1 protein-coding gene is annotated in these 751 nt (G+C 55.1%); it reads right to left on the reverse strand.

The genetic code is table 11. The annotated features are described in order from the left end of the window. On the reverse strand, positions 1-587 hold a 587-nt coding region (locus tag I6F21_RS37565), incomplete at its 3' end, for a reverse transcriptase domain-containing protein (protein ID WP_346656859.1). Positions 588-751: the final 164 nt, after the last annotated feature.

Consider the following 751-nt stretch of genomic DNA (forward strand, 5'->3'; position numbering starts at 1 on the left):
ATTCCTTTGGCAGCCTTGTTGCTGATTGCCGGGAGGAAGTTGAGGAACTTCTCGCCCTTTCGATCGCGAGCGCTGCGCGGCTGGAAGGTGTAGCCAAGGAAGTCGAACGAGATGTGTTCGCATTCCTTTCTCCGTTTATTGTCCTTGCAGTAGACGATCCGGGTTTTCTCCGGGTGGAGCTCCAGACCGCATTCCGCAAGACGTTTCCGGATCGCCTCCATCACGGTTTGAGCCTCTCTTTCAGTTCTGCAATGGACTATCGCATCGTCAGCGTATCTTTCGAAACACAAACAAGGGAAGGTCCGCTGCATCCAGTGATCGAATGCATAGTGCAGAACCAAATTTGCGAGCAGCGGTGAAACCACTGAACCCTGAGGGGTTCCGCGTGTTCTCTCCACAAGGATTCCGTCTTCTTTCTCCACGGGAGCTTGCAGCCACTGCTTTACGTAGAGACGAATCCAGCTCAGTTTCGTGTGGTGGGCGACGGCCTTTTCGATCAGGCGCCAAGGAATCGAGTCGAAGAACGACTTGATATCAAGGTCGATAACCCAGTCGAATTTCCAGCAACGCTTTCGCGCTGTCCCCACTGCGTCAAGCGCCGAACGGCCGGGCCGATAGCCGTAGGGGGGATGTCCCGGGTTCTGTTGAATTTCTGAAGAGGTCGGCGTTGCTCACCTTGAGCCGGTAGGCTCGGGGTGCTGATTCCACAAAGGAGAGCAACGCCATGACGAGAGATATCACACCGGCTGGT

Origin of the sequence: Bradyrhizobium sp. NBAIM03 (genome assembly GCF_020194055.1) — a bacterium.
GTDB lineage: Bacteria > Pseudomonadota > Alphaproteobacteria > Rhizobiales > Xanthobacteraceae > Bradyrhizobium > Bradyrhizobium yuanmingense.